The sequence below is a fragment of the Enterococcus sp. MSG3299 genome, from assembly GCF_050555765.1.
Classification (GTDB): domain Bacteria; phylum Bacillota; class Bacilli; order Lactobacillales; family Enterococcaceae; genus Enterococcus; species Enterococcus faecalis.
Window position 1 is genome coordinate 2360489 of the sequence record NZ_CP187869.1, and the last position, 24671, is coordinate 2385159.

Below are 24671 nucleotides of genomic sequence, written 5' to 3' on the forward strand. Positions count from 1 at the left end.
TGTAATCTAGAGGGATTACACTTTTTTTGCAGCTTCTAACGCTTGTTGATAATCGGGTTCCGACGAAACTTCTGAGACGATTTCTTCATAAACTAACGTTCCTTCTGGGTCAATCACAAAAATAGCACGTGCTAAACGGCCCATTTCTGGAATATACAAACCATAAGCTGCACCAAATGAGTCTTCAGTATCATGAAGCATTTCCATTTCGACACCCTCAGCGGCACACCAATTTGCTTGTTCTTCAACTGTGTTATTGGAAATCGTGATAATCTGAACACCGTCTAATTTCGCCGCTTCTTGATTGAAACGTTTCGTTTGCAGTGAACAAACACGTGTGTCGATATCAGGAACCACACTAATTAAAACCGTTTTACCTTTATAATCTGCCAAGTTGATTTCTTGGTTGTTTAAATTTTTCAAAGAAAAGACGGGGGCTTTTGTGCCAACTTCGGGCTGTTCACCTGTCAATTCTAATACGTGCCCTTTTCTTGTAACATTCATTCTGAAATCCTCCTTTTCCACTTTCAATAATAAGTATAGTAGAGGATTTTTATGAAGACAATTTTATTGCTTTGGGCTATTTGCTAGTGAAAAAGTTTCATTAAAATAAATCAGTGTTTGCAGTTCCGTTGTTAAATCAATATACTGCACACTAACGTTGGCTGGCACACTGACACGGTCTGGCGCAAAATTTAAAATCGCAGTCACACCCGCTTGAACAATTTTGTCGATAGCTTTTTGGGCATGGTGACTGGGTACTGTAGAAATGGCTACCGTGACCCCTTCTTGTCGAACGAATGCTTCTAACTCAGACATATCATGAACTAATAATCCATTAATCGTGGTGCCAACTAAAGCTGAATCATTATCAAAAGCACAGACAATATTCAAATTCTCGTTGCGTCTAAAATTATTTTTTAATAATGCCTTGCCTAAATTGCCACAACCAATCAGAGCAATTCTTTTTTCTTCTTGCGTATTTAAAATATTACTAAATACCTCAATTAAATACGGCACATCGTAACCATAACCGCTTCGGCCCAGTTCACCAACGTGGGAAAAATCACGCCGAATCGTTGCAGAAGGAATCTGGATCATTTCACTAAACTCTCGTGATTTAATGCGTTTAACACCAGAATCCCCTAACATTTTTAAATAACGTAAATAAACCGGCAAACGTTTTGCCGTTGCTTTAGGCATTTTTTTCTCCATCCTCTGTCCTCCTTGTTACCTACTTCACATATTCAGTTTATCACGGTTCCCCTCTCCGAGCAACTTGTTTGTGAAATAAGTACAAAATAAATACAGTGACGTCTAAGCGACCGTCACTGTATTTATTTCTTATAGGAAATCTGCAAATTCGTCTTCTTGTTTATCTTTCGCTGTTTCTGCTGAAATCTCTGTAATTTTGAGTCCTTCTAAGGCCCGAGCCATTAAACCTTCCAAGTCTAAGCGCGCTTCATAATCTTGCGCTTTATCCAAGCGAGGTCGTGTTTTCGGTTGCGGTGGCGCAAAAATTGTACAACAATCTTCGAAGGGTTGGATGGCTAATTCAAACGTGTCAATTTTTTCGGCAATTTCGATAATTTCTGTCTTATCCATTGAAACAACAGGTCGAATTATCGGTGTTGAGGTAACCTCATTAATTGCTACCATACTTTGAAGTGTTTGCGAAGCCACTTGTCCTAACGATTCACCGTTAATAATGACTAAACCTTTCCGCATTTCACGAATTGCATCTGTTAAACGTAACATTAAACGTCGTGTAATGGTCATTAAGTAGCCTTGGGGAACAACTCGTTTTATTTCTTCTTGAATTTCTGTAAAGGGCACTTCAATAAATTGAATAGTTCCTACATAAGGGACTAATTTTTCAGCTAAATCTTTAGCCTTTTGTAACGCTTGTTCACTTGTATAAGGCGGACTAGCAAAATGGACAGCTTCCACTTCCACGCCACGTTTCATAGCTAAATAACCAGCAACTGGTGAATCAATGCCTCCTGACAACATCAACATACCACGACCACTGGTGCCCACTGGCAATCCACCCGCACCGCGAATCGTTTCATAAGATAAATACGCCGCATCTTTACGAATTTCAATTCTTAAGTTGATATCAGGCTTTTTCATTTGTACTTGAATTTCCGGAATGGCTTCAATAACAGCCCCACCTAATTCTTGATTCAAGCCATTTGAATCAAGTTCAAATGAATGGTCCGAGCGTTTAGCAGTAATTTTAAACGTCTTACCTGGCGTATAAACTTCCCGAACAACCTCTTGAACCATTGCACGAATCGCTGGCATTTCTTTTTCAATACGAATACTTGGCGAAAAATTTTGAATTCCAAACACTTTACTTAGTTTCGGAATCACTTCTTCACTATCTTCCCCATTTAATAAAATATGCATTCTATCTCGATCTGCATGGATTTTCAATGCTGGAAAATCAGCTAACGCACGTTTCACATTTTGTGCTAACTGCATGATAAACGTTTTACGATTTTTTCCTTTAGTTGATAATTCGCCATAGCGAACCATAATTTCTGTATATTTCACTTTCTATTAATCCCTTTCTAAATCGCTTTAAAACAAAGCTTACAATTAGTTTTCATTATATTTGCTAACAATAAAGCTAACAATTACTATTCTAAATTTTTAAATCAGTTAATTTCTTAGAAACATCATTCATTCTTCCATTATAAAGGTGCCCATATTTTTCTAAAGTAGTTGTTATACGACTATGACCCAATCTTTCCTTAATAACCAGTGAATCTTCCTTAAGGGCAATTAACATAGAAGCATGAGAATGTCTTAAAGCGTGTATCTTAATCACTGGCACATCTGCTAAGTCACAAAGTTTTTTAAGCCAGCCATGCGTTGTAGACTTAGCCAATGTTCCACCATCTATAGAAAATATAAGGTTTATTTTTAAAGGAGATTGCTGTTCTCTCCATATTTCAAAAAGCCGTAGCGTTTCATCGTCAAGAGATACGGTTCTAATACTACTTTTTGTTTTTGGCGTTGTAGTTCTAAACTCTCTTTTATTTTTAACAAGCATCGTCTTATTAATATAAACAACTTTACTGTCAAAATCAACATCTTCCCAATTCAAAGCTAAGGCTTCACCTAGCCGAAGACCTGTCATGAATAAAAATCTAAAAAACATTTTTTTAAAGAACAATAAACTATCGCTTTCATCACTAAGCAGCATTACTTTTTGCATATCATCTATAGTCCAAATGTTAACTTCTTTCTCTTCAACACGAACTCTACTTACTTTTTTTGATATATCTTCATCAATAAACCCAAAAATAAAAGCTCGCTCAAATACGGATTGAATATTACAAATGATCAAATTAATATACTCTGGAGATAAACTTTCACCTGTTTTAGTTCTATACTCACCAGATAAATAATTAATCAATTTTTGTAAATCAACCGTTTCAATAGTATTTATCTGTACCTCATTAAAGATAGATAAATGATTTTCAATTATACCTGTATTGGTCTTAAAAGTACCTTCCTTAACATGATTTTTGTACCAGCATTTATAATATTCTTCGTAAAAATTACCAAATGTAATCTTTTCACGTTTTTCTTGATAATCAATCATAAACTGATTATAAGCTTTTTTTGCCTCCTTTGCTGTCTTAAATCCACGCTTAAATTTTTGTATTCTTTTCCCTTTTAAATCAAAACCCAAACTTGCAACAAAATAATACTTACCTGTCTTTTTGTCTTTATAAACATTTGATGTCTTTGCCACCTTTATTAACCTCTATTCCTAAAATTTCTTCAACTACACTCACAGGAACACAAGAGATTTTCTTACCACTATAGAAGTGGCAACCTCTTTCTACTAGTAAAGCTTTGGCTTCACGAATAACACGTTGTGATTGGTATGGAGAAAATCCAAGGCTAATAATGTCTTTTTTTGTCACAGTACTTAACATTAATAATACCATCTCCTTCTATTTAATTACATAAAAAAAAGCAGTACTTAATTAGCACTACCCTATGTCAAATGTTCAATAAAATTGAATTTCTATTTAAATTTACCCGACTTGTAGATAACTTCATAGTTACCACTAGCTTTCATATCATCAAAAGTTGCTTTACTTTTTGTACTATCTAACTGCTTATCTTCATCATAATAATAAAAATACTCCAATGTACTAGGCTCATCTTTAACAGGAACCCAAATATCAGCCAAATAACGATTAGTGTCTTTATCTTTATACATCAAAAAACTAAAACTATCTTCTGAATGCTCATCACCATATGCAGAATCTCTAATTATAGAGTCTTTAAATTCTTCACCTGTTTTATCTAATTTAGAACCACAGGCAGATATCATAAAAATTGCAACAACCATCAACACAATTGAAGCTGCCTTTTTCATTTTATCATCTCCTAACTTATATAAACGTAACACTATTAAATAAAGCAAAAAATTGTATATCAAAATTAATACTCTTGTTTCACTGAGTTATAGGTAATTTCTGCTATCTTATTCCCTTTCACTTTTGCCAGTAAAAGTACCCTTGTTTTTGTTCCGTTTTGTTCACAATCAAGCAAGACTGCGTATTCCTTTTTATCATTTTGATATATTGAACTTACTTCACCTTTACTTTCCAATTTTGCACCAGTTTTCACATCAATACCATTTTTCTTTATACATTCAGCAGTCATTAATTTCTTCAAATTTTCGTTACGATCATTGATACTAGAAAAATTAGCATAAGCATTTCCAAAGTCCTCTACCAACTGGTAAGTGTTAGATACCTTTTCTTCCGTTGATTTATCCTTACTCTGTATAGACTTGGTACTACTTTTTTCAGTTACTTCACTTCTTTTCGTAGTATTTATATTATCAACTGGTTTCATAGTCACCGATTCAGTTGTTGACGAAGCCACCGTTTCATGACCTTTGGTATTTCCTCCACAAGCAGAAAATATTAATCCAACACCTAATACTAAAACTACTAAACTTAACTTTTTCATTTTCTACCTACTTTCTTTGAAATGCGTTGCACTTCTTTAATATACACAACCTTTGAAAAAATTCCCTCAGAAAATTTAACACGATACTCTTTATTATTCACAGCTACTAAAAAACCATCTTGGTACTTTTGAACTGCAAATTCATTTTTTCTACAGTTAAATTTCGAACAGATTTCTTTTATCTGACGATTAGTTAAACCACTTTTCTTACTCAAAATCATTCATAATTCCTCCTACTTCCTTACTATGCTGGTCACATGTGGAAAATCTAATCCCCAAGTCCGAGAATACTTAGCAACAATTTGACCTTGTTCCGCATTTTGCTCGTATGTTGTAAATTTTCCTTTGCCTTCTACTCCTGCAACAACACCAGTATGTCCATAAATACTAGTAGCCACACCACCTTGTCCAAAATTAATAACATCTCCTGCTTTAATATCCGAGTAGTTTGGATTCTTTATCACTTTCCAACCTATTGACGGCCAATTGTAATCATTACCAATCTCACTCGCAAACATATGTCCTGTACCCATCATTTGAAAACCTCCTTGTTTTTCAACAAAAAAAGCAGATAAGCCATAGCACTGCCCACCATTAATAGTTTGTCCCAGTACATTTTCTAAAATATCAATTTCTCCTCCACCAATATTGGCTGAACCTCCGCCCATCGAACCTGTAGAAAGTCGCTTATACCAATTATTAGCACTAGTCTTTCTGTTTACTTGTTCTACAGGAGCATCTTTTGTTCCAGCTCGTTCCCACAGCTTCAAAATATCTACCGCAAGTGTATTCACATCTTTTGATTTAGACATTCTTTTAAGTAAGTCACTATCAGAACCATCCTTATTCCACGCAAAATCCATTTGTAAAGCTACTGATTTCCATTCCTTTTTTTGACTTTTTGCAAAATTTAATAAATTAACTCTTCGTCCTGAATCCCATTGTCCTAATCCAATTCCATAACCGCCTAAACTAGCGTTATAAGCAATAGAAGGATTAAAAGCCAAATCACTTTGAATTCTAGCAGGATTTAATCCACTTTCATGTTCCATATTGCCAATCCAAGCGGCTGCAAACTGCAACGTTCCACCGTTTGACGTCACGTAGTTAGAAACTTCTAATGCTACTTTTTCCTGTGGTGTAGCAGGCTGAAACTGGGAAGAATCTCCACTTTCACTAGAAGAAAATACACCTAAAAATAATAAAAAAGGAAGAATAAAGACAAAGCAACTAGCAATTAAAATCTTATTTAAGTTCTTCATGTTCTCTCCTTTCAATAAAAAAGAAGACTGATAAACATTTCATCAGCCCTCTACAACATCAAAATTATATTCTTCCGTGTTCACACTACCAAAAAATTGTTCCTCTGTTTGTTCTAAATTATTGAAGTTTTCTTCTGTTTGGTAAAATGAATAAACGTTATTTAATGAATCATTGTTGTTTGTGATTAATTCGCTATCCTCTCCACCATCAAAAAATGCACGTTCTTCACGAGCAAATGCCAACTCATCGAAATTATCAACCCTAACATTCAAATTGTCCGCTATTTCTTGCTCATCAAGTTCTTGAATTGGCTCTTCTCTATCATTTTCACTTGAATCTAAACTTGAATCTAAACTATCAAGTTCATTTTCAATAATTGGCTCTAATTCAATATTATTTTCATCAGCTAAAGAAGTATCAGTATCAAAATCAGATACATTTTCATCTAACACAGGAACATCAAATTCTTCTAAAGAATTATCCATTTCATCATCTGTTGAATCTTCAAAATTATCCACTTCATCAGTTAAAGCTTTATCTTCTATTTCTTCTAGTTCCTCATTATCAACATTGGTTGGCTCTTCTACTTCCGCAATTTCTTCGTCGGGCAACATATCGTCTTTAAATGGTTGTTGTTCTTCTTGAGTAGAACGATTCAATAATGAATTCAATCCTGTTTTAACACCAGCAAATTGCCCATTATCGTCAATAAAATGGTCTTTGGCTAAGTTCAATGCCTTGTCATGTTTTGGCATTAAATGACTAGCACCATCAGCAGCCAACGCTAAATTCCCAGTGGAAGCACCTATTCCTGCTTTCACTGCTCCAACACCAATTTCACCTGTACGTTCAACCGTTTCTTTTGTTTTTTCATTCATTTTTGATTCAAAAGAAGGTTGTTGAACTTGACCATCAGAAAAGAATGATAATATTTTATATCTGCTTTTCCAAATTTTCCGATACAAAATAATTTTCACCAATGCAGTAACAATTAATGTGCCTAAAAGAAAAACACCACCAGACATCACCATTAATAAACTACTACTTACTTTATCCATCAATCCTAAAAACGCTTGGTCAATTAACTTATTGACCCAAAACAACACAGACAAAAAGATACCGAAAACTACAGGTAAAAATAAAATGCCAATTAATGATTTAAAAAATTTAAACATCATCATTTGACACCGAGGGAAGAAAGACACCAACGCAATAATCGGAAAAACAAAAATGAGTAAATCAACAATGATTTGAATTACATTGAGCATAATATTAATATACGTGACAGGCACTGCTAAGACTGCTAAATTGACTACACCCACACCAACGCCAAAAGCTTTTTCCATTGTTTTTGCTCCGTCCTGTGCGAAGTATGGATTATCTTTCTCATTATTTTTTATATAGGTACTTCTTTCATCCTCAAACTTTGCTTTTTCTTTTTTAGACAATTTAGGTTTTTCTAGTAGTTTACTTTCGTCTAACTTTTTACCATTTTCCATTTTCCCATCAAGTGAACCACTATTTACAAAATTAAATGTTTGTTTTACTGTGGCATCAAAAATAGGGCTTTGGTATACTTCTCCATCTTTAGAACCTTCTGTTCCTAAATTGGCACTTGTAGTAAACGTACTTTGTACTCCTTTAGCAATTGCGTTAGTTGATTGAATCAAGAACGTTGAGCCACTTGTTGTGCCTGTTGACGTTGATACAGAGCCAAACCAAAAACCAAATAAAACAACAACTGCTAAATAATGAAGGAATACTTTTGAAAAGCTTCTACGACTGGAAAAGAAATGATAAAGCAGATAATATGCACTTACAAGAATCGCTAACGCAAATAAAGAACTACCTCTAAATCCCTTGCCACCAAAGTCATTTAGGACATCTTTTGACATATTCAATACTGTTTCTTGTTTTCCTTCAAAGAAACTAGATTGATTTAAGACGTTCTCACAAAAAAGGAAAAAAGAAGCAAACGTTCGTAAGATAAAGAATGGTATATCTACAAAGAACCAATTTACTACTTGCCATCCTTTATCCAACAAACCACCATCAACCGTATACGCACTATAACTGTCAATTAGATACTGCATCTTCTCACTTCCTTCCTATGCAACAAAGCGATTCTCCATTTTAGAAGCTTCTGTATCATCAACAGTTTTGAATAGTTCCAACCATTCCTCAAAAATTACATGAACAACAATTCGATTGGTTTGACCAAACATATCCTTCATTAAGCACTGACCTTGAACCATATTTGAGACCCATTTCATGTTAATTTCGTTCACTGGTAAATTAAGATATTTCAAAACACCTTCTCGATTTTGTACTTCATCAAAGCAAATCACTGTTCCAAAACCAGTACCATCTTCACTATCATCCAAATCATTTGTTGATTGTGTAATCAATACTAAGAAATTATTAAACGAACGGCCAATACGTTTCATAGATTTCAAAATTGCTTTACCTTCAGGAGAAGATTGAAAAATCCAAGATTCATCAAAGAACGTCACTGTTTCTTCTTTTGGATTTCTTGAACCAAACTTCGAACAAAACGTTCCTAAAGCAAACATCAGTGTAACTGACGACCGTTTATTTTCATCTAACTTTTCATTTTTATCAGTTGGTAAATCTAAGTCCTCGATTTCCAAAATGGTTACTTTTCTATCGAATGACAAACCTTCCACTTCTCCATGAGAAAACGCCAATTCTAAAACAGACCCTTTGATTGTTGACAATAAAAATCTCCCCATGTCTTTAACATCCGAGATTTCACTCTCAGCTAACAATTCAATAACATGCCAGAATCCAACTTTCTTTCCTGCTTTTCGTTCAGAAATTACTTTTGTAATAGCTTCATTACTTGCTGTTTTCTGTTTTAAGTTCCATGTACCATCATAAACATTCGTTATCATCGCTTTAGCGGTAGACGTGGCTTCTGTTTCATTAAATAGAACAATCGGGTCAAGGACGCCATGGTTTTTCGTATCACGAACATCTAAAGTGACAAAATTAAAGGACTTCACAAAATCAACATCTAAAGGATATTTCTTTTGATATTCAGGGGCATTGATTGTATACATAAATTGCTTTCGCATTTCTTTTTTCGGATCAATGTATAACACTCTGTCTTTTAAAAGTGCCATTTGCATAAACAATGTTTTAGCTGTAACCGATTTTCCGTTCCCAGTATCGCCAGTTAAAGCCCAGTGGGGATTATTTGTTTTCTTCCCATCAACATTTTGTTTATTCGCTAGTAACATATTCATAAAAATTAAATTTTTTGAACTGGAAATAATAGATTTTCTATCTTCTTTTTCTTCTAAAGTTGTATCAATACGTCCAAGGTAAAAGCCTAACTTCGTACCTGCATGAAGTGAAGTAAAGAAATTCAACTCGGCAAACGATTCAATTGTTGACGTGTGTTGCCAACGAGAAGTCTGCATGCGGATAAAATTACCAAACAAAGTGGATTGAAATAAATAAGGATTATCAAACGTTGCTTTAATAAGTGGAATATCTAAACTATCAAAACGATTGATTAGATATTTTTTTCTTGCACGCATTTGTTTTTTTGTACTACCACTAACAACAACCACTGCTTTCCAGTCAATAATATCCACACCATCATCAATTTTTTGGTCTAAATCGTCTAGTGATAATTGACCTTCAACAATCTTTCGTTTTTGTTTAGAACCAGCTAAGTGTGCTTCCTGCATGATATTCTTAGTGCGGGTTCTTGCACGTGACGAACGCCCAGACAGTGCCAATTGCCCTTTACTTTCTGCAAAAGTCGCTTGAATCTTCACTTCAACTGGGAAAGGCATTTTTTGAACGACCTCTAAAAAATGATTACCATCAAGAAAAACACCTACATCTCCCATTGGAAGGTAGGATATATAGCTTTCGCCATAATCACAATTTAAATGAAGCCCTCCACCGAACAATGGTTTAATTTTTGTTGCCATTAAATTATCTAAGTTTTGACTAGAAAGAACATCTTGTCGCTCATGTGGAATATTTTTTAAAAATTGATACGCTTGATAATAGTACAATTCATCTTCCGATAATCGTTCAATTAACAATTCAGATAAATTTTGGTAGACTTCTAATTCTTGCTCTCGATAATCTTTTTCCCAACACTCCGACAGTTCTACATCAAAACCTAAGCCTTTGACAAACTTTTCCGATACGTTGCTAATTGAGTTAGTAACGGTTTCTTTTAAATCAACAGCGAGATCTTTCTTGATTAAAGGCACACCAATAATCCACGTATATTCGTAAACCATACCCATTTCTTGTTCTAAAACCATTGCCGTTTTCATTAATTTATCTACGCCTACTTCATAATTATTAGAATCTATTAAAGAGCGCATAGCACCCATTTTCCCTCGAATGTCGGCATTAACTGGCAAAAGGTTAATTTCAAATCCATCATTTGCTTTTAAGCGATTTAACGCACGAGCAACTTTTCTTTTCGTTTTTAATTTCTTTTCAACATCAGTCAACATTACCGTTTCAGAACGAACACGATAGTAAGCCATCGCTGTTTTTTCTTGTGTTAAAACAATATTTCCTTTCATATGATTCGTTAATGGATATTCTAATTGCATATTTTTTCCTTTCTTGTTGATTTTATTTTAGTAATTAACATTAAAAATGATTTTTCAGAAATTTCTATATATTATTGGACAACTTTTTTTCATTCAGTTATTATAAAATAAAGCTATATTTAATATAGCTTTTAAATAATAATTGGAAAGAAGGAAAGTGTATGAAGAAAAAGTTTTTTTAGCTTTAACTATTTTCGAAATGGTAACACCTTTTATTTTTAGTTCAGAAGCTAGTGCCAGAGAAGCTGAATTTGGTAGCTCTTGCCCTGGTGGTTTTTATTTTAAAAAAGGTGGTTGGTCTACAGGTGGAAAAAATATGAGCGGTGGTTATTGTGTTCCTTTAGGAAATATGGGAAACATGAATAACAAAATTTGGTAATTAAAATGAGAAAAGAAAATGTTATCAAATCCTTTTTATACATTTTAACTCCTATAATCATAGGTACCATTATTTCACTTTTCACCAACGCTCCTATTTTCCTTATAGCGGGAATTATATATATTATTTTATTACTGTTTTTACTTCCTACTTTAGACTTTGGAATTACTGATTTTAACGCAAAACAAATTAATCCTAGCTATAGACCTGAAAGAAAAATAAATAAAAATGAAAGTATTGTTACTGTGCTAATTTTAGTCATCGGAATAATAGTCTGTGCAGTCATGCTTTATTTAAAATATAAAAATTCATAATTTAGACATAAAAAATAAGGAGCTAATGCTATACGCTCCTTGTTTTTTTTATTCATAGATATAGTGCGCTTTTTGTACTAACGTTTAAATGAAAACTCTTCTATTTCTTTTACTCGTTCGAAAGCTACAATTGGTCTACTATCTAACACATAATTTTTCACATAGACAAAACCATCTTTTAAAAAACCAAAGCCTGTTTTTCCTTCGAATTCCTTTTCGGAATACCAACGAGCAACTTTATTCGGCACCAACACCATGATTAACAAATTTAAGTTAATTCCTAAAATTTGTGGTAATGGTACTTCTTTCCAAAACAAGCCAGTTAACACAATCCCTAAGAATAGAATTAGGAGATAGGATAGACTAACAGGTTGTGCAAATACCCACACCACTTGTCCTTTAGGCGACTTAATAACTTGCATTGAATAAGGGGCTTTTAAGCCCCTTGAATAATCGTAATATTTCATATACTCACCTACATCTTAATTCCAACTAAACTTAATACCCATTTAACAACTGCAAAAATATTTTTTCCTTGATTCGTCGCAAAGTCCTGTAAAATTAAGGCAATGACAATTACTGAACCAATTTTTGCCCATTCGGCACCTTTCCAATGTTTTAAAATCAAGATAATCGCACCAGCCGCTAAAATTGTAATAAAACCTGTACTTAAAAAACTACTCAAATTGCCTGTATTCATTAGTCATTTCCTTCTTTCTCTGTAAAGTAATGTTTCATCGTATTAATAAAATAAGAATTCTCCGTTTTAGATAACCAAAGCGAAAAATCCTCAGTATGCGTTAATTTTGTTGTTTTATCTGAAAAAGTGACCGATACTTGAACCCCTGTTACACCTTTCTGCTTTGTATCAAAAAATTTCATATCACCAAAATCTATTGAAACAAATGAGTCTTGACCTGCTGTCGTTGTTGGATTTTTCATTAACAACATTAATTCTTGTTTGTTCCCAACTGAATATTTTGTAAAAAACATCTTTAAAAATTTCTCTATAGATTGTTTTTCTTTCCCATCAACATCTATTGAATTTTCTGTCTGTTTTAGAGGTACTGTTTTTCCTTGTGGTAAACTACTTGCTACAAAATAAGGACGTCCTACAATTGAAAACAAATTGTCTTTTACTTGAATTGGTAAAACCATATTCTGTGTCACATTTTCAGTCTTTTTATCTTTCTCCCATTCATAACTCACATTTAGATAAACCAAATAACAATCTTCCATTTTCTCTATACGTGATAGAGACGTATTTTTAAACGTACGCAAGACATTCCCTTGTAGGTTTTCTGTTTCATCAACATCTTTTACATCTAGTGATAAATATTTAGATAATCGATCAATACGAGCCTTTTTCGCTTCATCACTTGCTTTCGAATTATAGTTCAAATACTCTTTCGCAAAATTTTCGGTATAAAAAGAGAGGGCTGAATAATCAAGCTCCTCTCTATCAACTTTATTCTTTTTTGATTGTTCGCTTAACGTATCCACTTTTGAATACAAATTGTCTACATTACTTGCCATCACATTGGCCCGAATCGCACCAACTCCTGACATCACCAGTAAAACACTAGCGCCAATTAACACAACCTGATTCGCTTTCTTTTGAGAAAAAGTTTTAACCTTTGGTATTTTTTCTTTCTTCTCTTTCTTTTTAATTTTCTTTAAATTCATATTCCCCTCCTACTCTTAATAAGCCCAAACAACTTTCAAACGTTTTTAAAAAAGTAGATTTAATCGCCTTTTCAACATAAACTCTCTCTCTAACATGCCCCTTATGTGTTTGAAAGCCTTCTTTATACAAATAAAAATAATACGAATTGTACATTTTATCCCCGTTAGGCTTTCTCAAATATTGACCTTCTGCCATCAAACTAGTTATACCGCCATGAAAAACGTATTGCGCAACAAATTCCTTCTTAAAAGGTACTTCATCAATAATAATCCCCATTTTAAGTAAAGAATTTTTATATTCTTCCATATAAACAATATCTGCTTCATCAATTGGCATTTCATCAACTATGAATCCATGCAAGCGAAGCATTTCAGGAACTGGTACATTTGAATACCTTTGGTAAAATTTACTATGCTCTCTAAAAATTGGCATAATATGTTGATTCATAAAATACAACTCCTTTCCATTTTTCTGTAATATTTATGGTATCTTTCCATAAATTCTCCCCTTAACTCTTCCAAGCCTTGGGTAACTGCTTGTTTAGAACGACTTATCATTAGTTCTTCATAACCCATAGGAAAATCATCATGTGCGATAAAATAATTAATAGCTATCTTCTTTTCTCGTCCTAAAATATAAGATAAATCATCGGATCGATACTTTTCTAATGGCATTTGCTGTTTGACCATTTGTACGTGTAGACCACAAAATTTTTCTTCACTAATCACATCATATTCCACTCGAAATAACTTTAAACGGTCAAGGAAATTTCTTTGAACAATCCTACCCAGTTCTTTTTCATCAGGCGGATACCCCTTCATTCGTTTATATGTTTCATAAAATAATACAGCGATTTTCTTTTCACATTCCAAGAGTTTTTCTTGTTTAGCTGTTATTTTTTCAGGATTATTGGATTTGAAAATTAATGACTTAAAATCAAACATGTACTGATTGACAAATTCTTCTTTTGACAATTCCCTTATTTTTTCAACCAACTTTTTCCCTCCTCTAAACTAATTCCGCAATCACAATAATTCTTCCTGTTGTTTTTGTGGCTTGGTCACAAGTTATTAAAGTTAATGTTGGCTTTCTTGTTAGATTCAACATAGTTGTATCAGTCATATCAACATGCTTTTGTTCTTTTACCTTATATGTGAACGAATGTCCTTCACGATCATTAAGTTTGACCAAATCTCCTACAGAAACTTTATTTAACGAGGTAAAAAGTAATCCTTCATATCCAGCATTGTGAGAAGCTAAAGCATAATTTCCTTTTCCCATCGTTTGTTTTGATAAAACAGTACACGCTCCATAAAGCATATTGTCAAAACTATCACCCATTAAAATAGGCAATGTTAATTGAATAGAATCAATTTCAATAGACCCCAAAACAGAATCCGACACTTCATTAAAATTTACTTGGGCACTTTGAATCGTTTTAACAGACGGACGTTCGCCTTCGGTTAAAGAAATCACTGTTGGAATAGGTGTTTCTTCTTGTACTTCCGTACCAGTAATAACATCTACTTGATTACTTTGAACAGTTTCACTAGATTTTGTCTCTACATGTTTTTTTGGCTTTTCTGCTTCCTCTAAGCCACTTGATACCATTGTATTTATAGCTTCTTTCACTTCTTCTTTTTGTTGGTTTTGAAAAAGAAGGAATGAAAAAAGAGCAATGAGAATAACTCCAATTGCTCCAACAAAATATTTGTTTTTTTCAATCCATTTTTTCATTAATTAGCCCTCTTTGCTATCTTTTTGTCGTTTCACTGCTACGACCACACCAATTAATGAAATTGCAATCATTGTAGCTACACCTGCACTTGTTCCAAAATCCATATTAGTATTTGGCAATACTTTTGGTTTTTCTTGTGGAGTTGTAACATTCACTTTGTTAGAATCTGTCGGTTCATCATTAATCACCAATTGTGCCAAGTTTGGAATCATAATATCCCCTTTATCATCGACATATTGCGAAAAGTCTGCGTCTTTCAATTTCCCTTTAATGTACACAAATAATTGTTTTTCTTTTAATTTGTTTGGTTCATTGGCAGTCCAAGAAACTTTTTGTGTTTTTTCATCAACACTAATTTTCCCCTGATCCGTAATATCTGTCCCATCTGAAAGAGTGACTTTCACTTCTTTATTCGCTTCCAATACATCTTCTAAATCATCTTGAATCACTAAAGATGTCATATCTTTGGTGTTTGGCACTTGTACATCTAATTTGAATGTCACTTCATCGCCCAATTTGGCACTGGTCAAATCCACTTCTTTATCGCCTTCAAGGATTTTCTTAGCGATAGACGGGTCTTTTGGTGTGACAGTTGTATGTGTTTCATCAGTTGGCACTTCTTTGTTGTTTTGGATAATTTTTGCTTTATTTGGAATTTGTAGTTTGCCATCGACAAGGTACTTATCTAAGCTAACACCTTCACGGATTTTTGTTTGAAAATTGAACTTGTATTCATGATTGTAGAAATCCGCTGTTTTTAATACGTCTGCTTTTGCGACCATACGTACTAAATTACCTTCATGCTTCGCTTCAAATTTATTGGTAACGTCCTTTCCTGCTTCGTCCGTGACTTTCACATCAGACACACGTTCTAATTCAGGAACCAGCTCGTCTTGCATTTCGTAATTACTGTAGTAGAATTCTTTCATTTCATCAGGAACTTTATGTGTAATCGTATAGCTATATACTTCGCCTAACCCTTCTAAGATATTCTTATCAACATTTGTTTCATCACTATCTGTCACTGTTTTAGTAGGAATCATTGGCGCTGTTCGAACTGGTTTTTTAGCACTATAACCAAAATAACTATACTGGTTATTATTTTTTGGCGGTAAAGGATACCCTAAATTCTTTTCACGTGTCGCGAAGTCCTCACTATATGTGAAGTCGAATCGAGAACGATTAGAATACAAAAACGTAAAATCACCACGGTTATCGCCATCATCTAAGGGAATGTCATCAGAATCATAAAAAGTTTTTCCACCGTCTTTTTCTTCTTTATATTTAACAATTGTATCTTTCGTTGGTACGTACAATTTATCGATTGCTTTGTACGAATCTTTGTCAATCGTCATTCCTTGTAAATTATCAATATCAATCCATGAATAGTAGCCTGAAACTGGCTTTTCTTTGTCTGTGCCATGTTCTAGGTACGTCCATGTTTGTTTCACCCATGAGAAACCACCTTGGTAGGTTGCAATTGCGGATACATTGTTAAAAGCAACAATATTATTTGACACCATATTTTGTGCATTTTTATATTGTTCCCAATCTTGAATGGTAATTTTTAAATCAATTGGTGTCCCATCATCAGCTGTACCTACGTTGTTGTAACGAATCCACGATTGCCCTTTCTTCGTTTTCGTTACATCAAGACCGATTTTCCCGTCCCATTTTTGAGGAGGCATATTAACGTAAACATCATTCGTCCACCCACCACCACCTGTTTCAACCGTAGTGACACCTTTAATAAACTTTGCAATAAAACTATACTTTGAACCAGCTTCATCATCTGGTGTTACCACAGAAGCATTCGGCGCATTAATGATTGAGTTAGAGCTTACATTTGCACGTTGAAAAAAATCTGCTCTCACTGTTTGTGGAACTTGTCCGCCTTCTTGCCCTTGAACCATCATTGGCATTGCCATGACTGATAAAATGATTGTTGTTGCTAATCCTTGAATAATCGTTGTTTTCTTCAAAATATTTCCTCTTTTCATTATTATTTTTTTGTATAAAAAATAGCCACAGAATAATTTCTATCGCTTCATCACAGATTCATTCAATTAAATATATTAAGGTGCACGTTCTGTTTTCAACAAAACACCTAGCATTTGAAAAATTTAAAGCATCTCTTTTACTTTACCTTCCACAATTTCTCCTTCAAACCATTCTGCAAAGTCTTGTTTAAATCCATCTACACTATACACTTCTTGTAAACCAACTTCTTCTCCATCCGTTGGATCTAAATAAGTTGGTTTATCCTTTGGTCTAGCGTAAACCCCAATCCATCTTTCAAAATCACCTTCAAATGGACTGTCAACAATATACCCTTTCTTTTCTAACAATACTCGAGCTTGTTGTTTTAATTCTTCACTGTTTTTAGGTTCAAAATATTTATATTTCTCTTTAAAACTAGAAAATTCTGAAAGCTCTTTATCATATATTTTTTTTACACTAAAAAATTCTTCCCAAATTGCTTTCTCTTTAACCGTCATTAATTCTTCATAAGCTACATAAGTATAACTATATCTTGAAATTTCTTTTAAAAGCTCTTCATTAGATTCTAAAAGCTTTTCAAAGACTATTTTTAAATAAGGAATAATCAATTCTCCTTGTTTATCTAATTGAATTATTTTTTCTTTTGTTTTTTGTATGTCATTTCTAGTTTGTTTCATTTTCCCAGTAATAGTAATTGCTACTTTAGTGTTTTGTTTAATACATTCTCTGCCCATATACATAAACTCCTTTCAACTACAATATTATCTATTAATAAAGAATCAGCATCAGAACGTTTTCTAAATTCTTCATCAACATTATTTAGCTTTTTTCTCTTTCTCATCGAATAGAGTGAAAAAATAAATATCTCAAAATTAAGTACTACTAAAACAAAAGTAATTAGCAATAAATCAATTGTATCCATATATCCCCCCTTAATCTTTAAAATGGATATGCTTCTTCTAAATCAAATTCTTGTTCCATATAAGACCGAACACTATTATTTTGATTAGTATTAAACAATAAATCTTTCGCATCAACACACACCATTTCAATAATTTCCTCGTGTTTCTCCTTTAGTTCTGCTAAATCGATACGTTCCATCAGCTCATTTGTTCCTAACAGATTATCAATCTCTTTAATCATCTTTAATGAAGGGGCTAAATAATTTGATAACCACCGAAGTGTTTTTTCAATAGACGGTTTTTCACCTTGAATAGATAATTTTAAGCCTTCCAATTTATCAACAACATCATACCAAGATTTACAATAGACCTTCATATCATCTTCAATGTCATATACAGTCAAAGATTGATTAATAATTTCTTTCACTAACCAGTCTAACGACTCACCGCTTGATAGAAAATATTCTACAAACAAAAACGCCTTTTCATCTGAAAGGCGAATTTCATATCGATTTTTAATTTCATATTTTTCTCTTGCTTCCTCAACACTTACACTTTCTTTTCTTGCTAACTCGTAATCTTTTTGGTAAAAGTTAAAATATAATGGCGATTGACGACTGCCAAAATAAAGAGACAAACCTTTATTTACCATTTTTTTATTTTCATAAGCAAAGCCCCCACTAAAATCAAAATTCTTAAATGTAGTATCTACAAGCCCTTGCTCCATTTTTTCTTTCAAAACATATAAATCAAAATTTTCTTGTCCTTTCACAATCAATTCATCAAGAGCAATATCAATTCGTGTAATTTTTGTATCTACCAAAATACCTTGACCGAAAATATCGTCATCATAAAGAGAGCGAAAAAATTCTGTCCACGATCTATTGTTATCCTCTTCAAAAATTTCTTCTAGTTGCCGACAACCTTCACCAGACAAGTCCAACATAATTCCCATATTAACGTTTTCTGGATTCCGAAAAATCCGAATAGAGCTATATGAAAATGTTTCTGTATAATGATAAAACCCTCTAGGTTCATAAGTAAACCAGTTCATATCCATGTGCAACAACTTCTCAATAACTGTCCGAACATCTAATGTTTTAAATCGTATTCTTAAAAAGTCAATTTTTGCTTCTACCGAAGCGTGCCCACCATCTAAGTTCAACACATCAATAATCTTTTGTTCTAACTCTTTAGAAATAACACGTTTTCCAGATTCTATTTTTGAAATTAACGAACGCTCAATTCCTAATTTACTTGCCAATTCTTGCTGTTTTAATTTTAGCTCTTTTCTATACCGCTTTAAATCAACACCTCTCACTGCTTTAAACCTACTTCCAAAAAATGTGACAACTTTAGTCGAAAAATGTGACAAAATTATAATCGCTCAATCCCTTGTGGGACATAGCGTTTAAGTAACTTTTTTATATGGTATATTAAATTCTACCCCCATGTTATAAAACGGGGGTAGAAAATTTCGAAGTGGGTCAAGCCCACCTCACGACTAGAAGTATTTGGGATATACGTTGCTACTTTTGTTAACGATAGAATAGGGGCGGGCGCCTTGGGGCGCCACCCCTATTCTATCTACAAAGCACGCAACAATCCCTAGCAACTTCTAGTCTACTCTCCTACCATTCCTTACTTCATTTCTAAAACTTTCAAGCGTTTTTTTATCTCTGCATTATCTGATAGTACGTCCTTTACTAAATCGATTAGCTCTTTCACTGTTGCTTGATTTTCTCGAAACTCTGCTTTTGTTATTGAAATAGTTTCCTTCTTCTTTTTCTCTTCTTCTGACATAAAAACATCCGAAATAGCTATATCCAAAGGAATATTTTTACTTCTTAGATCAATTAATTTAAAAAAGGATTCAACATCATTAGAACTGAAAACTTTAAACGAATAGGTATAACCTTTAGAATTTTTCGCATATTTCCTTTCAAATTTTTTATCTGTTAATCTCTCTATTTTATTCGCCCAGTTTTTTAATGTTTTTAGTGCAATTTTATTTTCAAGTTGTAAAATCACTTCCTCAAACGAAAACATACTTAACACCTACTTACCAAACATTTCTTTCCAAGCAGAATCCATATGCTCCTTAAATATTGTTTCTAAATACTTATCAACTTCTTGTGATGTTGAGAATTTCTTTTCCTCAACTGGTCTATCTTCATCATAAAAAGCTTCTGCATCTAAAATAGAAGTCACTAAAGACTTATAATCAAGCAATCTATTATTATCTAAAACTCCTTCTTTTTCTGCTCTTCGGTCAATTTCTTTAATTATTTTTTGTTCCTTCTCTTTTACATAACTTAGCATTTGTCCTTGCGATTTAAATTTCACTTTCTTTTTCCTCCTTTTTATTCAAAGCAAAGATTACTTCTTCAACAATTTTAGTTCCCTTATTTTCTATAAATTTTTCAAACTCAACAGGATCAGTTAATTTTTTTATTCGCTTTCCATTAGAAAATCGAACTAATTTTGCATAGCTTTCTGATTGTTCATAGAGAATGTCACGAATACGTGTATCTAAATCAGGCTTTTTATATCGTTTCTTGACTTCAACATATACTCGTTCTCTAATGTGTTTGATTATTTCATTAGAATCCAATAAAAAGCTCCTTTCTTATTATCCAAATTTTTCACTTAACTTAGCTAACTTTGCTTGCCCTGCTTCTAACTCTTCATCAATTTCAGCAAGGGCTTCTTTATCCACATGTTTTGATATTTTTTGAGATACTTCTTCTTGAACTTCTTTTGAAATTTCTTCATATCCTAGTTCTTTAGAAATCTTGATAAATTCCTGAATGAAGTCAAAATCTTGTGGTACTTGCGGGCTATAAAATTCTCTTGCTACTGAACCTCCTTGTGCAACATAACCACGACCATAGACTTTTTGACCGTCAACTTTTTCAACATATTTAAAGTTTTTATTTTTATTTTCATCACCAAAAATCATCAAAATACCTGTTTCTGAAAGACGGCCAACTGACATTCGAAACATAAAATTATCACGTAAAGCCGTTTTGATAAATTCACCATCTGGACGTTGCATTGCAACGATAAAGAAAATCCCTGCTTGACGAGCTTTTAAAATAAGTTGGGTTAAATATTCATCTACATCGCCATCAATCGCATAGTCATTCGCTAATTCTGCTTTAAATGCTGCAAATTCATCAATCACAATAAACTTAGGCTTTAAACCATAGTACGCATAATTTTTACCCATTTTGTAATCAGGGCTATTATTCATCATTTCAAAACGTGCATTCATTAATTCAACTGCATTTTTCAAGCAATTAACAATATCTATTTTTCCTGTATGCACTTTTCCTGCAAACATTGGTAACTTACCTAGTGCCATCAAGTCAGAATTTTTTGGATCACAAATTTCCATTTCACCCACACGGCAAAGTGCATAAATTAGAGATAAAATGGTAAAAGTTTTACCTCCACCAGTTCCACCACCTAATAATAAATGTGGGTCTTTATCAAAGTACCAATACAACCCTTTCATTAATTGAACCTTTCCTTTATCAGCTTGCATATCCTTTATCCAAATACGCTTATTGTAAACATCAGAAGCTAGTTCATAGGTAATAAAGCCTTTTTCATCAATTTTATTTAAATTGTCCGCATGAAACGCTGTTTCCAAAAAACCACCAATGGTTTCAAATTTTTTCTGAAATTTATTACCTGCTGTTTCAAATGAAACGAAAATACTATTTTTTGCAGACTTATAATAAATTTTTGGGAACTTTATTTTTTCTTTTGTTTTACCATCACTACCTTTAACTTGCTTCTTCGTATAATAGCCATTGTCGATAATCATACGAGCTAACACTTGACGTTGTTCTACTTTAGAAAAATAGCCCGAATTGATAATTGAAGCCTTAACAAGCAATGTAATTAGCACGATTGAGCCTATCGAGACACCTATAATGATTAACGCTGGTACAATATATATTTTCCAATCAGTTGGATTTGAAAGATATAAAGGATACATCCATTTATAGCCCACAAAATAGCCTAAACAAGCAAAAATTGGCATAAAAAATAACACTCTATAGAGTGCCAACAAATTTCTTGAAGAATAACGAATTCTTCTACCTCTATATCTAAATAATTTTTTTACCATTTACCTACCTTCTTTTTTTAACCGTGCTAATTCTTGTCTACAAAATTCTTTATACACTGGAATATATTCTGTAGCCATTCGAAAAATCTGACGTTCATTCATTGTGCTATACGAATGTGCAAACATATTCCTCATATTCCTAAGTCTTTTCCAATCAACTTTACCACTATTTTTCTCTTTAAATTCTTCTGAAAAGACACTGTTCCCAACAGTATATTCACCAATTTGCATTAAACACATACTGATTGCATTAAAAAACACTCTATCATGATAGAAGGTTTCATAATCCCTTCCAAAACGATTGAGTGTCTGTTCTATATCTTCAATGTAGATCAGCGTTCCTCTTAACAAACGTAAATCCTTTGCTGTACTATCTCTCAAATACCTTTACACCTTCCTTTAAAATGGTAGCTAACAATTCTCTTCTTTCAGGTTTATCTTGTGTATCAACAAGAGTTTCTAGCTCCACTAAATCAATATCATGCGCTACAGCTTCTTTTAATTCTTCAAAGAAATCTCCATATAAATTCCAATAGGCTTCTTCTGATTGTCCTGTAATATCTACAGCAAAATCAATATCACTGGTTTCTTTCGCTTCATTACGTGCATAAGAACCAAAGACATAAACGACTGGTACATTGTGTTTTTCTGCTACAGGTTTCACACGCTCTTTAATTTCATTCATTGTCATCACCATTTTTCTCACCTCTTCTAACGTCTATTCTAAAGCCATTATAAAGCATTCAAATTTCACAATCAATTCACTTTACTTGTGTATTCCTCAAAGAAAACACCCTTATCAAAATCTTCATGCAGTTTATTATTATATGCTTTAACTAATTGTTCTAAAAAATTATCTAACAAGTTTAAAATAGCTTCATCACATTCAAAAAATAAATCATCTAACAATAAAAACTGGATAAGATACTCACTAGTTTCGTTATAAAGTTTTAAATACAATGTACTATAATAACTAAAACTTTGCCACATACGATAGACTCTAATTTTTCTCTCTAAAAACCTCCTATATTTTTCTTGTTTTACACCCATTCTTTCCGCCAAGTCTAACACTACTTCTCCGCCACCCCTTTCAATAATAAATTTCCTTCAAATTACCACTTTCTTTATGAAGAAAAATCACACTACTCTTCAACCGTCTTTCTACTAACCAATTTTTTGGATTCAATCGGCAACTTTTCAACAACTCTTTTTCTTTCCTAACTAGGCGTTTCCCTTGTTTCATTTAACCTCTCCTTTTCTTTATTATTAATGTCTATTAACAAATCTTGTTAACACAAATTAATAGTAAAAAGGGCACTCGTTAGAATGCCCTTTTTAGCTGTTAAACGGTGCTACCGATTCGTCTGAATATGATATTTACTTTCGTTTCAATTCCCACATCCAATTAATTTTTTCAGAAATTTCTGGTTCAGTGGTAAAATATTAACAAAAGGAGGTGTCCTATAATAATGCTAAAAACAATTGAAAAAGCATGTGAAATAGACATGCAATCCGTAACAATTATTCTTACCAACAATCAAAAACTCAAAATTGAAAAATTCCAATCAATTATTGATGATAAAATTTTAGAGTTTATCAGTTCTAATATTCAATACTACATCCCTGAAAAAAGTATTCTCTATTTTACAACGTCTTAAGAGATACCATTGTTCGTTTCATTTCATAATCTATTTTAATTGAAAGATAATCTAGCGTTACTTTTGCTTGTTCAAAGGTAACGTTTTTTTGTGCCAAAACTTCATACAATTCATCACCTATTTTTTTTAATTCTTCTCTTTTGCTCATTTAATCTACCTCAATCTAATATTTATTTTTGCTCATTTGCTTGATTCTTATTTTCTTTTTGTAGTGTAGGTTGAGCTGGTTTAACAGCTCCTACTTTTTTTATACCCACTGCACGGACTTTAAACGCTTGTTCTGTTTGTACATTGTCATTAAAACCTTTGTAAGCATTAAGCCATCCACGAGCTGTTACATTTCCAGTCAACTCGATTTCATCATCATAATTGATATCACTAACGTCATAGCCTGGATCAATCGCAATTTCTACTTGGTCATTTAATTTGCTAGAATAAACCGTTACTCGTTGTTCACGAACATCGTCAGTCACATTTCCTTCACCATCACGTTCATTAATTGCAACTACTTCTAAGAAATTCATCGTACCAAATGTTCCTACTACATCAAAATTTTCAATCGTGTTATTTTCAAATGATAATCCCATTATTTATTACCTCCAACTACTTCTAAACGTTTTGCATAAACTACCATGTCAATTGAGCGACTATTTCCAATGTTATTCCGTTTTACATTGATTCGTGCTACTGGATCAATTAATTTTACTTCTTCACGGCCATTCAACATTTGTGAATTTCGTAAATGAGGAACAAAAATCTCAAAATCACGTTGCTTTTCGCTTGAAGCGGTGAACACACGACCACGAACAGGTGATCCATTTACATAAATATCACGTTCTGTTTTATAAACAGCTTTAATTTTACTTCCTAAATTTTTATCACTTAATGCAATTTCTTGAATTCTATTTGCCAAAATAATTTCCTTCTTTCACTAATTTTTATACAAAAACAAACAGTCAACCATTGAC

At 33.0% G+C, this 24671-nt stretch carries 35 protein-coding genes; 3 read left to right on the forward strand and 32 right to left on the reverse strand.

Translation table 11 applies throughout. The annotated features are described in order from the left end of the window. Nucleotides 1–15: 15 nt before the first annotated feature. The 11 genes from tpx to IGL23_RS11610 form a co-directional block, all read right to left on the reverse strand. Nucleotides 16–504, reverse strand: coding sequence for a thiol peroxidase (tpx, locus tag IGL23_RS11560; RefSeq protein WP_002367321.1), 489 nt, complete (start codon nucleotides 502–504; stop codon nucleotides 16–18). Between the two features lie 63 nt (nucleotides 505–567). Then, nucleotides 568–1215 carry a redox-sensing transcriptional repressor Rex gene (locus tag IGL23_RS11565; protein ID WP_002365189.1) on the reverse strand — a complete coding sequence of 216 codons (648 nt, stop codon included), beginning with the start codon at nucleotides 1213–1215 and terminating at the stop codon, nucleotides 568–570. 129 nt (nucleotides 1216–1344) lie between these two features. Beyond that, nucleotides 1345–2559 (reverse strand): tRNA uracil 4-sulfurtransferase ThiI, encoded by a 1215-nt coding sequence (gene thiI, locus IGL23_RS11570; RefSeq protein ID WP_002359156.1) that lies wholly within the window; start codon nucleotides 2557–2559, stop codon nucleotides 1345–1347. A 91-nt stretch (nucleotides 2560–2650) separates the two neighbouring features. Then, nucleotides 2651–3769, reverse strand: a complete 1119-nt coding sequence (locus IGL23_RS11575) for a site-specific integrase (RefSeq protein WP_002410071.1) — start codon at nucleotides 3767–3769, stop codon at nucleotides 2651–2653. Then, nucleotides 3744–3968: a DUF3173 domain-containing protein gene (locus IGL23_RS11580; RefSeq protein ID WP_002365191.1), complete on the reverse strand. Its 225-nt coding sequence runs from the start codon at nucleotides 3966–3968 to the stop codon at nucleotides 3744–3746. The genes IGL23_RS11575 and IGL23_RS11580 overlap by 26 nt, the downstream gene beginning before the upstream one ends. 80 nt (nucleotides 3969–4048) lie before the next feature. Beyond that, the gene (locus IGL23_RS11585; protein ID WP_010712805.1) at nucleotides 4049–4405 is read right to left on the reverse strand and encodes an LptM family lipoprotein; all 357 of its coding nucleotides are present in this window, start codon (nucleotides 4403–4405) and stop codon (nucleotides 4049–4051) included. Nucleotides 4406–4470: 65 nt separating this feature from the next. Further along, nucleotides 4471–5007 (reverse strand): EF0163 family protein, encoded by a 537-nt coding sequence (locus IGL23_RS11590; protein WP_002410069.1) that lies wholly within the window; start codon nucleotides 5005–5007, stop codon nucleotides 4471–4473. Then, complete coding sequence (locus IGL23_RS11595) at nucleotides 5004–5228, reverse strand: hypothetical protein (RefSeq protein WP_002371406.1); 225 nt, start codon at nucleotides 5226–5228, stop codon at nucleotides 5004–5006. Before IGL23_RS11595 ends, IGL23_RS11590 begins: the two co-directional genes overlap by 4 nt. Before the next feature lie 12 nt (nucleotides 5229–5240). Then, complete coding sequence (locus IGL23_RS11600) at nucleotides 5241–6269, reverse strand: phage tail tip lysozyme (protein WP_033596161.1); 1029 nt, start codon at nucleotides 6267–6269, stop codon at nucleotides 5241–5243. A gap of 42 nt (nucleotides 6270–6311) precedes the next feature. Next, a complete protein-coding gene (locus IGL23_RS11605) occupies nucleotides 6312–8363 on the reverse strand; it encodes an ATP synthase F0, A subunit (protein ID WP_002410067.1) in 2052 nt (683 codons plus the stop codon). Nucleotides 8364–8378: 15 nt separating this feature from the next. Beyond that, nucleotides 8379–10883, reverse strand: coding sequence for an ATP-binding protein (locus IGL23_RS11610; RefSeq protein WP_002410066.1), 2505 nt, complete (start codon nucleotides 10881–10883; stop codon nucleotides 8379–8381). Nucleotides 10884–11040: 157 nt separating this feature from the next. On the opposite strand from IGL23_RS11610, the gene IGL23_RS11615 reads away from it, so the two are divergent. Both IGL23_RS11615 and IGL23_RS11620 read left to right on the forward strand, forming a co-directional pair. Beyond that, nucleotides 11041–11262, forward strand: coding sequence for a hypothetical protein (locus IGL23_RS11615; protein WP_002410065.1), 222 nt, complete (start codon nucleotides 11041–11043; stop codon nucleotides 11260–11262). A 5-nt stretch (nucleotides 11263–11267) separates the two neighbouring features. Further along, the gene (locus IGL23_RS11620) at nucleotides 11268–11576 is read left to right on the forward strand and encodes a hypothetical protein (protein WP_430619654.1); all 309 of its coding nucleotides are present in this window, start codon (nucleotides 11268–11270) and stop codon (nucleotides 11574–11576) included. Between the two features lie 77 nt (nucleotides 11577–11653). On the opposite strand, the gene IGL23_RS11625 is transcribed toward IGL23_RS11620, so the two are convergent. From IGL23_RS11625 to IGL23_RS11710, 18 genes are all read right to left on the reverse strand, one after another. After that, nucleotides 11654–12043 (reverse strand): conjugal transfer protein, encoded by a 390-nt coding sequence (locus IGL23_RS11625; RefSeq protein WP_002394253.1) that lies wholly within the window; start codon nucleotides 12041–12043, stop codon nucleotides 11654–11656. Nucleotides 12044–12051: 8 nt separating this feature from the next. Next, entirely contained in the window at nucleotides 12052–12276 is a 225-nt protein-coding gene (locus IGL23_RS11630; RefSeq protein ID WP_002394254.1) for a hypothetical protein, read from the reverse strand. Further along, nucleotides 12276–13262 carry a conjugal transfer protein gene (locus IGL23_RS11635; protein ID WP_002394255.1) on the reverse strand — a complete coding sequence of 329 codons (987 nt, stop codon included), beginning with the start codon at nucleotides 13260–13262 and terminating at the stop codon, nucleotides 12276–12278. The genes IGL23_RS11630 and IGL23_RS11635 overlap by 1 nt, the downstream gene beginning before the upstream one ends. Further along, on the reverse strand, nucleotides 13243–13710 hold the full coding sequence (locus IGL23_RS11640) for a hypothetical protein (protein ID WP_002365204.1): 468 nt from the start codon (nucleotides 13708–13710) through the stop codon (nucleotides 13243–13245). The genes IGL23_RS11635 and IGL23_RS11640 overlap by 20 nt, the downstream gene beginning before the upstream one ends. Further along, nucleotides 13707–14258 carry a hypothetical protein gene (locus tag IGL23_RS11645; RefSeq protein ID WP_002394257.1) on the reverse strand — a complete coding sequence of 184 codons (552 nt, stop codon included), beginning with the start codon at nucleotides 14256–14258 and terminating at the stop codon, nucleotides 13707–13709. Before IGL23_RS11645 ends, IGL23_RS11640 begins: the two co-directional genes overlap by 4 nt. Before the next feature lie 13 nt (nucleotides 14259–14271). Beyond that, nucleotides 14272–15000, reverse strand: a complete 729-nt coding sequence (locus IGL23_RS11650; RefSeq protein WP_002394258.1) for a class A sortase — start codon at nucleotides 14998–15000, stop codon at nucleotides 14272–14274. A 3-nt stretch (nucleotides 15001–15003) separates the two neighbouring features. Next, nucleotides 15004–17001: an isopeptide-forming domain-containing fimbrial protein gene (locus IGL23_RS11655; RefSeq protein WP_002410063.1), complete on the reverse strand. Its 1998-nt coding sequence runs from the start codon at nucleotides 16999–17001 to the stop codon at nucleotides 15004–15006. 123 nt (nucleotides 17002–17124) lie between these two features. Then, nucleotides 17125–17736: a hypothetical protein gene (locus tag IGL23_RS11660; RefSeq protein WP_033596164.1), complete on the reverse strand. Its 612-nt coding sequence runs from the start codon at nucleotides 17734–17736 to the stop codon at nucleotides 17125–17127. After that, nucleotides 17700–17924 (reverse strand): hypothetical protein, encoded by a 225-nt coding sequence (locus tag IGL23_RS11665; protein ID WP_002394261.1) that lies wholly within the window; start codon nucleotides 17922–17924, stop codon nucleotides 17700–17702. The genes IGL23_RS11660 and IGL23_RS11665 overlap by 37 nt, the downstream gene beginning before the upstream one ends. A gap of 17 nt (nucleotides 17925–17941) precedes the next feature. Then, the gene (locus IGL23_RS11670) at nucleotides 17942–19225 is read right to left on the reverse strand and encodes a replication initiation factor domain-containing protein (protein ID WP_002399520.1); all 1284 of its coding nucleotides are present in this window, start codon (nucleotides 19223–19225) and stop codon (nucleotides 17942–17944) included. A 320-nt stretch (nucleotides 19226–19545) separates the two neighbouring features. Further along, nucleotides 19546–19953: a hypothetical protein gene (locus IGL23_RS11675; protein ID WP_002410060.1), complete on the reverse strand. Its 408-nt coding sequence runs from the start codon at nucleotides 19951–19953 to the stop codon at nucleotides 19546–19548. A gap of 9 nt (nucleotides 19954–19962) precedes the next feature. Continuing rightward, nucleotides 19963–20250: a hypothetical protein gene (locus IGL23_RS11680; protein WP_002394263.1), complete on the reverse strand. Its 288-nt coding sequence runs from the start codon at nucleotides 20248–20250 to the stop codon at nucleotides 19963–19965. Then, nucleotides 20240–20518, reverse strand: coding sequence for a hypothetical protein (locus tag IGL23_RS11685; protein WP_002394264.1), 279 nt, complete (start codon nucleotides 20516–20518; stop codon nucleotides 20240–20242). Before IGL23_RS11685 ends, IGL23_RS11680 begins: the two co-directional genes overlap by 11 nt. An 18-nt stretch (nucleotides 20519–20536) precedes the next feature. Further along, nucleotides 20537–22045 (reverse strand): cell division protein FtsK, encoded by a 1509-nt coding sequence (locus tag IGL23_RS11690; protein ID WP_002407733.1) that lies wholly within the window; start codon nucleotides 22043–22045, stop codon nucleotides 20537–20539. Continuing rightward, complete coding sequence (locus IGL23_RS11695; RefSeq protein WP_002394266.1) at nucleotides 22046–22426, reverse strand: HepT-like ribonuclease domain-containing protein; 381 nt, start codon at nucleotides 22424–22426, stop codon at nucleotides 22046–22048. Continuing rightward, a complete protein-coding gene (locus tag IGL23_RS11700; protein WP_002394268.1) occupies nucleotides 22416–22742 on the reverse strand; it encodes a nucleotidyltransferase family protein in 327 nt (108 codons plus the stop codon). Before IGL23_RS11700 ends, IGL23_RS11695 begins: the two co-directional genes overlap by 11 nt. A gap of 59 nt (nucleotides 22743–22801) precedes the next feature. After that, nucleotides 22802–23095, reverse strand: coding sequence for a hypothetical protein (locus tag IGL23_RS11705; protein ID WP_002394269.1), 294 nt, complete (start codon nucleotides 23093–23095; stop codon nucleotides 22802–22804). 40 nt (nucleotides 23096–23135) lie between these two features. Continuing rightward, nucleotides 23136–23288 carry a DUF6906 family protein gene (locus IGL23_RS11710; RefSeq protein ID WP_002410057.1) on the reverse strand — a complete coding sequence of 51 codons (153 nt, stop codon included), beginning with the start codon at nucleotides 23286–23288 and terminating at the stop codon, nucleotides 23136–23138. A gap of 262 nt (nucleotides 23289–23550) precedes the next feature. Between IGL23_RS11710 and IGL23_RS11715 the strand changes: the two genes are divergently transcribed. After that, complete coding sequence (locus IGL23_RS11715; protein WP_267548142.1) at nucleotides 23551–23703, forward strand: hypothetical protein; 153 nt, start codon at nucleotides 23551–23553, stop codon at nucleotides 23701–23703. Here IGL23_RS11715 and IGL23_RS11720 read toward each other — a convergent pair. From IGL23_RS11720 to IGL23_RS11730, 3 genes are read right to left on the reverse strand one after another with little or no spacing between them, the layout of a single operon-like run. Beyond that, a complete protein-coding gene (locus IGL23_RS11720; RefSeq protein WP_002394272.1) occupies nucleotides 23690–23851 on the reverse strand; it encodes a hypothetical protein in 162 nt (53 codons plus the stop codon). The two genes, IGL23_RS11715 and IGL23_RS11720, sit on opposite strands and share 14 nt — an antisense overlap. Before the next feature lie 22 nt (nucleotides 23852–23873). Beyond that, on the reverse strand, nucleotides 23874–24290 hold the full coding sequence (locus IGL23_RS11725) for a DUF961 family protein (protein WP_002380876.1): 417 nt from the start codon (nucleotides 24288–24290) through the stop codon (nucleotides 23874–23876). After that, nucleotides 24290–24616 carry a hypothetical protein gene (locus IGL23_RS11730; RefSeq protein ID WP_002394274.1) on the reverse strand — a complete coding sequence of 109 codons (327 nt, stop codon included), beginning with the start codon at nucleotides 24614–24616 and terminating at the stop codon, nucleotides 24290–24292. Before IGL23_RS11730 ends, IGL23_RS11725 begins: the two co-directional genes overlap by 1 nt. Between the last annotated feature and the right edge of the window lie 55 nt (nucleotides 24617–24671).